This window comes from Streptomyces sp. NPDC051243 (genome assembly GCF_044455405.1).
Taxonomy (GTDB): Bacteria; Actinomycetota; Actinomycetes; order Streptomycetales; family Streptomycetaceae; genus Streptomyces.
In genome coordinates, this window is record NZ_JBITES010000036.1 from 1 (window position 1) to 6,353 (window position 6,353).

Consider the following 6,353-nt stretch of genomic DNA (forward strand, 5'->3'; position numbering starts at 1 on the left):
TGCGGTGAAGATTCGACACCTCCACCACACACGGGGGCCTTCGCCATGATCAAGCCCGCCCAGCGTTAACAACGCTCGTGATCAATACACCTAGACCTTCGAGTCCTGCTTCCAGTCCTGGACGAGGAGCCCGAGCAAAACCTCGTCCAGGAACTCGCCCATCACCCAGGCCGAGGAACGCAGCACGCCCTCGCGGACGAAGCCGTTGCGCTCGGCGGAGCGCAGCATCGCCTCGTTGTCCGACAGGGTCTCGATCTGCAGCCGGCGCAGGCCGAGTACGACGAAACCGTAGTGGCACAGCACCGCGACCACGTCGGTGCCGTATCCCTTGCCGCGGGAGGCCGGCAGCAGACCGAGGCCGATGTGCGCGGACCGGTTGTGGTTGTCGATCCCCCACAGGTTCGCGCTGCCGACCAGCGTGCCGCCCTCCAACTCCACCACGGAGAAGGGGACGCGCCCCTGTTCCTGGTGGTCCACCATGAGCCGCGGATCCTTCGAGCCGGGCGAGATCGGCCGCCACGGCCCGGCTTCGGCTCGCGAGGAGTTGACCACGTCGTCGTAGAGCTCGGCCCGCAGGATCGGGATGTCCTCCTCGTGCCGGGCCCTGAGCCCGACCTTGCTCCCTCTCAGCATCCAAGCTTCCTATCCGGCCGGCGCGGCCGACGGCAAACCAATAAGTTCAGCTCTCGTCGGCCGCCGATGCCTCATGGGCGTGCTTCAGCCTCATACGGGCGTCGACGCGTTCCGGGCCGGCCATCTCCGACCAGAAGCGGTGGCCGCTGACGAAGACCGCGAGCTCGTGTTCGCGCCGGCGCAGCTTCTCCACCTCGGCCTGTTCGTCCTCCGTCCAGCCGGGGGAGGCGGGGCGCTCGACCTTGCGCCAGCCGTTGTCGTCGTTGAATCCGTCCAGGGGCACGACCGACCAGGGCAGCCGCCTCAGCAGGGCCGACAGCTCGGCCCGGACCTGATGCAGCTCCTCCTGGCCGGCGAGGAGGTCACTCGGGAAGTCATAGGGCGTAGCCACGGCGCAATGCTACGCCTGTTCGAATTTGGGTTGCGAGCGCCTTCGGGTGGTTCATGCGAACGAGTGTGTGGGCGGATGATCGGGGGGCCGGTTGTGCGGAGGGGGTGATCGGCGGGGCCGGTTGTGCGGAGGGATGATCGGCGGGGCCGGTTGTGCGGAGGAGTGATCCGTCAACCGGCCGCCGGAGTGCGCGGCTAGTGGCCGGCTTCCCTCAACTCGCCCACCAGGCGGGCCGTCACCGGCGCGGGCACCCCGTGCCGCTCCGCCGCGCGCAGCAACGCGCCGCCGATGGCGTCCAGTTCGAGCGGGCGGCCCGCCTCGGCGTCCCGTTGCATGGAGGACTTGGTGCTCGGCGGGAAGGCGTCGTAGCGGGCGAGGGCCTGGGCGGGGTCGGCGGGGCCGCCGGAGGCGTGGCTGATGGCCGCCGTCTCCTCGACCAGGGAGGTCAACTCCTCGCGGTGGCGGGTGCGTACGTCGCCGAGGGGGAGGGCGTGGCGTGTGGTGAGCAGGGCGAACGGGGCCAGGAAGGACATCTTCGCCCAGAGAGCCGCCGTTTCGTCGGGCAGGACGCGGGTCGTGGGCCCGGCCGCGTCCAGGGCCTGCGCGAGGGCGTCCAGGCGGTCGTGGGGGACGCTCTCGCCGGTGAGGTCGATCTCGGCGAAGGGGCTGGCGTGTTCGATCTCCCCGGCTGCGACGCGAGTCGACTCGGCGCGGATGACGGCGGGCGCGACGCTGTCGTGGCCGTATCGGGCGCGGAGGGACCGCGGGTGTTCGACTCCGTTCAGGAACGGTACGACGAGGCCGTCGCCCAGCGCGGTGGGCGGGACGCGGGTCAGGGCCGCGTCGAGGGCGGTGGCCTTGACCGTGATCAGGCAGGCGTCGACCGTCTCGCGGAGCTCGGTGTCCGCCTCGACCTCGGCGGTGAAGTCGCCGAACAGGCCGCTGCGGACGTGGATTCCGGTCGTACGCAGGGTCTTTGCGGTCTCGTCGCCGGCCAGGCAGATGACGCGGTGGCCGGCCCTGGCCAGAAGCGCGGCGAGCAGGCCGCCTATGCCGCCCGGGCCCAGTACCGCGACGGTGAGCCGGTCGTTCGCCGTCATGTCGTTCGCCGTCATGTCGTTCGCCGTCAGGGGGTTCGCCGTCATGGGGTTCCTCTCGTCGGTCGGCCCCTGATGGTGGCCGCCTCTGAGGTGATCATGGCAGACAGGCCCGTTCCCGAGGGAGACTGTCAGGTATGTGCCGCAGCATCAAGACGCTTCGTCCGCCCGTGTTGCCCGAAGAGGCGACAGAGGAAGAGATCAGGGCCGCCGCCCTGCAGTACGTGCGCAAGGTCTCCGGCTTCCGGGCACCGGCCGCGCACAACCGCGAGGTCTTCGACCACGCCGTGGATGCGATTGCCGAGGCCACGGCCGAGTTGCTCGGCGGGCTGGAGGTGCGGGGGGCGAGGGCGGCCCAGAAGGTCGGATAGCAGGCCACCCGTGCCGCCCCGGGCGAACCGCGACCGGAAGGCCCACGGAACTGCAGTGCCCTGAGGGGCGTGGGCTGTATCGATGTGCGGCTCCGCCGCGTGGGCGCGACCAGCCACCGACTGCCCGCGGGCGCCGCCGAACCCGAACCCACGAGCTCTCAGGCGACCGGCTCAGCCGGCGCAGCGCCCCCGCACGAGATACGTCGCCACCGCCCCGGCCCCGAACAGCGCCGCCACCGACACCCCCGCCGCCAGCCATGTCGCGCCCAGCCACTGGGCGCCGAAGTAGCCGAGGGCCACGCTGTAGGTCGCCCAGGTGAGGCCGGCCAGGGCGGACCAGGGCAGGAAGTCGCGTGCGCTGCGGTGGGTGGCGCCTGCGCCCAGGGAGACGACCGAGCGGCCGGCGGGGGCGAATCGGGCCAGGACCACCAGGGCGCCGCCGCCTCGGGCCAGTGCCGTGCCGAGACGTTCCTGCGCTGCTGTCAGCCGGCGGGAGCGGGCGATCGCGCGGTCGAGCCGGGCACCGCCGCGACGGGCGAGGCGGTAGGCGACGAGGTCGCCGAGGACGGACGCCGTCGCGGCACAGAGTGTCAGGGCCAGGATGTCCGGGACCTCGCCGGGGACCTGTCCGGTCGCGGCACCGGAGCCCGCGGCCGCCGCGGTCGCCGCCATGATCACCAGCACTCCGCTGGGCAGGACGGGCAGGAACACGTCCAGCAGCACCGAGAGCCCCACGACCACGTAGATCCATGGCCCTGCCGTGAGCGACCCCACGTCCGCGAATCCGTCGAGCACCGCAACTCCCCGTTGACCCCCATGGCCGGACCGTGCCGCGACGTCGTGGGGGAGCGGCAGGGCGGCTTGTGACAGCCATACAGCGTACGCGTGAGGTGTGACAGGAGATTCATCGGGGGCGCGTGTGATCGGCACAACTTGTTCACCGGCTGCCCCCGGGCAGCCGGCCGAAGAAAACGGCGCCCGTCCCCGCGTGAGCCTCGCGGGAACGAGCGCCGTCGTGCAACCGCAACCGCAACCGCAACCGCAATCGCAACCGCAATCGCAGCCGCGTCCGCAGCGCAGGAGCAGCCGTCAGGCCGCGACCGGCGTCTTGTCGGCCGCGGTGCCGCTCTGCGTGCCGGAGCGCTTGGCGAACAGCCGGTCCAGGCCGAACGCGCCGGAGCCGGTGAAGATCAGCAGGAACATGGCCCAGCAGTACATGGCGGCGCCTTCGCCGCTGTTCTCGATGGGCCACAGCGCCTGCGGCTGGTGCACCTTGAAGTACGCGTACGCCATGGCGCCGGAGGATATGAACGCCGCGGCACGGGTGCCGAGGCCGAGCAGGACCAGGCTGCCGCCGACGAGCTCGATCACGGCCGCGTACCAGTTGGGCCAGGTGCCGGCCGGCGGGGTCTGGCCGCCGAAGGTGCCGAAGAGCGAGTTGGCGCCGTGGCAGGCGAAGAGCAGGCCGACGACGATGCGGAACAGGCCGATGGCATACGGCTGGGCGCTGTTGAGGCGTCCGGTCATGTGGGGGACTCCCTCGGTCTGGTGGTGAACCGGTCCCTATGAGGAACGGTCTGGGGACGGATACTGATCGGTAGCCCCACGTTAGGTAGCCCTAATCAACACTTGCAAGTTCAACATTCAGCCAAGGCTCCGCCTCGTAATCCCCTTCAGCCCCGGAAACAGGCGCACGTAGAGCCGCTCTCGCCACCGCGTCCGCGTCCGAAAGAGTGACCGAATCCACACCCGGCCGCGCGCCCGCCGCCGTCACCCAGTGCACACCTTCCGTGGGCACCCCGAACGCGAACCGCCTCGGATGCACCCGGCCCTGACGGTCGATCAGACGGTACGGCCGCCGCGTCACGTCCAGCCCTCCGGTCTCGTAGCCGTCGACGACATGCGGACGGCACTGCCCGGTCTTCAGCAGCCGCGCCAGCAGGTCGTCGGCGCTGCGCCGCAGGTCGGGTTCCGGCAGCCGCGCCTCGATCAGCGCCGTCACCCGGACCGCCGAGCCCGGCACCTCGGGGGAGTGCGCCACCCATGCCCCGTCCTCCTCGCGCACCTCCAGCCGGGGTCCGAGCACCTCCACCACGCCCGCCTCCACCAGGGCCACCAGCTCCTCCACGCGCCGCCGGGGCGGGCCGATGGAGAGGAAGGCGTTGAGCGGGGTGTACCAGCGGTCCAGGTGGTCCCGGCGGGAGGCGCCGGTGAGGCCGCCGTGGTCGACGATCAGCCGCACCTCGTTCCGCAGGTCGCGCAGCACGTCCAGCGCCGACTTCAGCGGGCCGTCCACGTTGCCCCGGGCGGCCTGCGCGGCGTCCTCGCGCAGATACGCCAGCAGCCAGTCCCGCCACTGCCCGGGATCCGTGAAGGTGTGTCCCGTGCAGGGGCGGGAGACCCGGTCCCAGCTGAAGCGCTCGTGCTCCGGGACGCCGAACTCGTCGAGGAGCAGGGCCTCTTGGGGATGGCGGTGCGGGACGGCGAGAAACCGTTCGGTGAACGCGGGCCGCCGGGGGCCGGCCGGTATCAGCGCCGTGTAGTACACCGTCTCCACCTCCTTCGCCACCAGCGGCCATATCTCCGCCAGGAAGTCCGGTGCCTCGCCCGAGTCCGCGCGCTTGCGGAAGCCGGCGATCACCTCGGGGGTCAGGACGAGCGGGAGATGGCGGCCGTACGGCCCCTTCGCGTTGTCGCCGCGTGCCTGGTACGGGATGCCGCGCCGTGAACCGGCGTACAGGCGGGGCTCGTTGCCGGAGGGGACGTACCGCAGTCGCCCCGCGTCACGTGTGAAGCGGCCGCCGCGGCCCGTCGTCAACAGGGCCATGTGGTCGAAGAAGTTGAGGCCCAGGCCCCGCAGCAGCACCGGTTCGCCGGGCGATACGGCGGCGAGGTCGACGTCGGCCGGGTTCGCGGGCGGCACATGGCGCAGGGCGTGCCGCTCGGCGTACGCGGCGAGGCGGCGCTGGGTCGCGTCGGCGGCGGTCGGCAGATGCCCCTGCGCCAGGACCACGGCGGACAGGCCGGGCAGGGTTCGGCCGTCGTCGAGGGTGAGGACCTGGCGGCCGTCGGGTGCGTCGTCGAGCCGTACCGCGCGTGCCGCGTACGTCTCGACGCGGATCGCGGGCGGCGCCTCGCGCACGACCTTCGCGAACACCCACTCCAGGTACCGGCCGTAGTGGGCGCGGGTCGGGTACTCGTCCGGGCCGAGCGCGCCGGCCGCCCAGTCGTGGAGGCTGGGGCCGGGCCGGATCGGGCCGGAGCAGTCCACGCTGTCGTCGGTGAACAGCGTGACCTGCGAGGACACCGTGTTCATCAGCAGCTCGGCCGACTGCGCGGTCCGCCACACGCGCCCCGGGCCGGGCGACGCCGGGTCGATCACATGCACCGTGAGGCGCGCCCCGGGCGGGAGGAGTTCGGGAGCGGAGGCACAGAGGCGTTCCAGAACGCTGGTGCCGCGGGGTCCGGCGCCGACCAGGGCGACGGAGACCGTGGGGGACTCCGGGGTCGGTGCGGAGGTCGGTGCAGTCAAAGGGGGGACTCCCGGGCGTGTGGGGCGCGGTGGAGCGAACCGCCGGTTGGAAGCGGAGGGTCCGGCTCATCATGCCGTCGGGAGCGGGGGTGACTGAGCCCGGGGGTGTGTGAGTGTGGGATGCATCACGAGTGTCATGGCTCAATGGGGGGCGAGTTCGGACTTCGCGGGGGGTTCGGGGGATTTGGGTTCGTGTGCGGCTGCGGGTTGTGTGTGGCTGGTCGCGGGGGGGGGGGGGGGGGGGGGGGGGGGGGGGGGGGGGGGGGGGGGGGCGGCGCGGGGGGGGGCGGGCCGGGCCCGCCCCGCCCGCCCCCCCCCCCCCCCCCCCC

The 6,353-nt window shown here is 72.2% G+C and carries 7 protein-coding genes and 1 pseudogene; 1 reads left to right on the forward strand and 7 read right to left on the reverse strand.

The features are described from left to right. Positions 1-90 precede the first annotated feature (90 nt). The 3 genes from ACIBAG_RS45585 to ACIBAG_RS45595 all read right to left on the reverse strand — a co-directional run bounded on the left by ACIBAG_RS45585 (position 91) and on the right by ACIBAG_RS45595 (position 2,124). Entirely contained in the window at positions 91-633 is a 543-nt protein-coding gene (locus ACIBAG_RS45585) for a GNAT family N-acetyltransferase (RefSeq protein WP_399114049.1), read from the reverse strand. 46 nt (positions 634-679) lie between these two features. Then, entirely contained in the window at positions 680-1,024 is a 345-nt protein-coding gene (locus tag ACIBAG_RS45590) for a hypothetical protein (RefSeq protein ID WP_399114051.1), read from the reverse strand. A 194-nt stretch (positions 1,025-1,218) separates the two neighbouring features. After that, positions 1,219-2,124 (reverse strand): ketopantoate reductase family protein, encoded by a 906-nt coding sequence (locus ACIBAG_RS45595; protein WP_399114057.1) that lies wholly within the window; start codon positions 2,122-2,124, stop codon positions 1,219-1,221. A 134-nt stretch (positions 2,125-2,258) separates the two neighbouring features. On the opposite strand from ACIBAG_RS45595, the gene ACIBAG_RS45600 reads away from it, so the two are divergent. Continuing rightward, positions 2,259-2,492 (forward strand): DUF2277 domain-containing protein, encoded by a 234-nt coding sequence (locus ACIBAG_RS45600; RefSeq protein WP_031476315.1) that lies wholly within the window; start codon positions 2,259-2,261, stop codon positions 2,490-2,492. Positions 2,493-2,663: 171 nt separating this feature from the next. On the opposite strand, the gene ACIBAG_RS45605 is transcribed toward ACIBAG_RS45600, so the two are convergent. The 4 genes and pseudogenes from ACIBAG_RS45605 to ACIBAG_RS45620 form a co-directional block, all read right to left on the reverse strand. Next, complete coding sequence (locus ACIBAG_RS45605) at positions 2,664-3,266, reverse strand: DedA family protein (RefSeq protein WP_399114059.1); 603 nt, start codon at positions 3,264-3,266, stop codon at positions 2,664-2,666. Beyond that, positions 3,167-3,568: pseudogene (locus ACIBAG_RS45610) on the reverse strand (hypothetical protein); the annotation flags it as partial. The gene ACIBAG_RS45605 and the pseudogene ACIBAG_RS45610, both read right to left, overlap by 100 nt. A 13-nt stretch (positions 3,569-3,581) precedes the next feature. Then, entirely contained in the window at positions 3,582-4,019 is a 438-nt protein-coding gene (locus ACIBAG_RS45615) for a DoxX family protein (RefSeq protein WP_399114053.1), read from the reverse strand. A gap of 91 nt (positions 4,020-4,110) precedes the next feature. Next, positions 4,111-6,024 carry an FAD/NAD(P)-binding protein gene (locus tag ACIBAG_RS45620; RefSeq protein ID WP_399114055.1) on the reverse strand — a complete coding sequence of 638 codons (1,914 nt, stop codon included), beginning with the start codon at positions 6,022-6,024 and terminating at the stop codon, positions 4,111-4,113. Positions 6,025-6,353 lie beyond the last annotated feature (329 nt).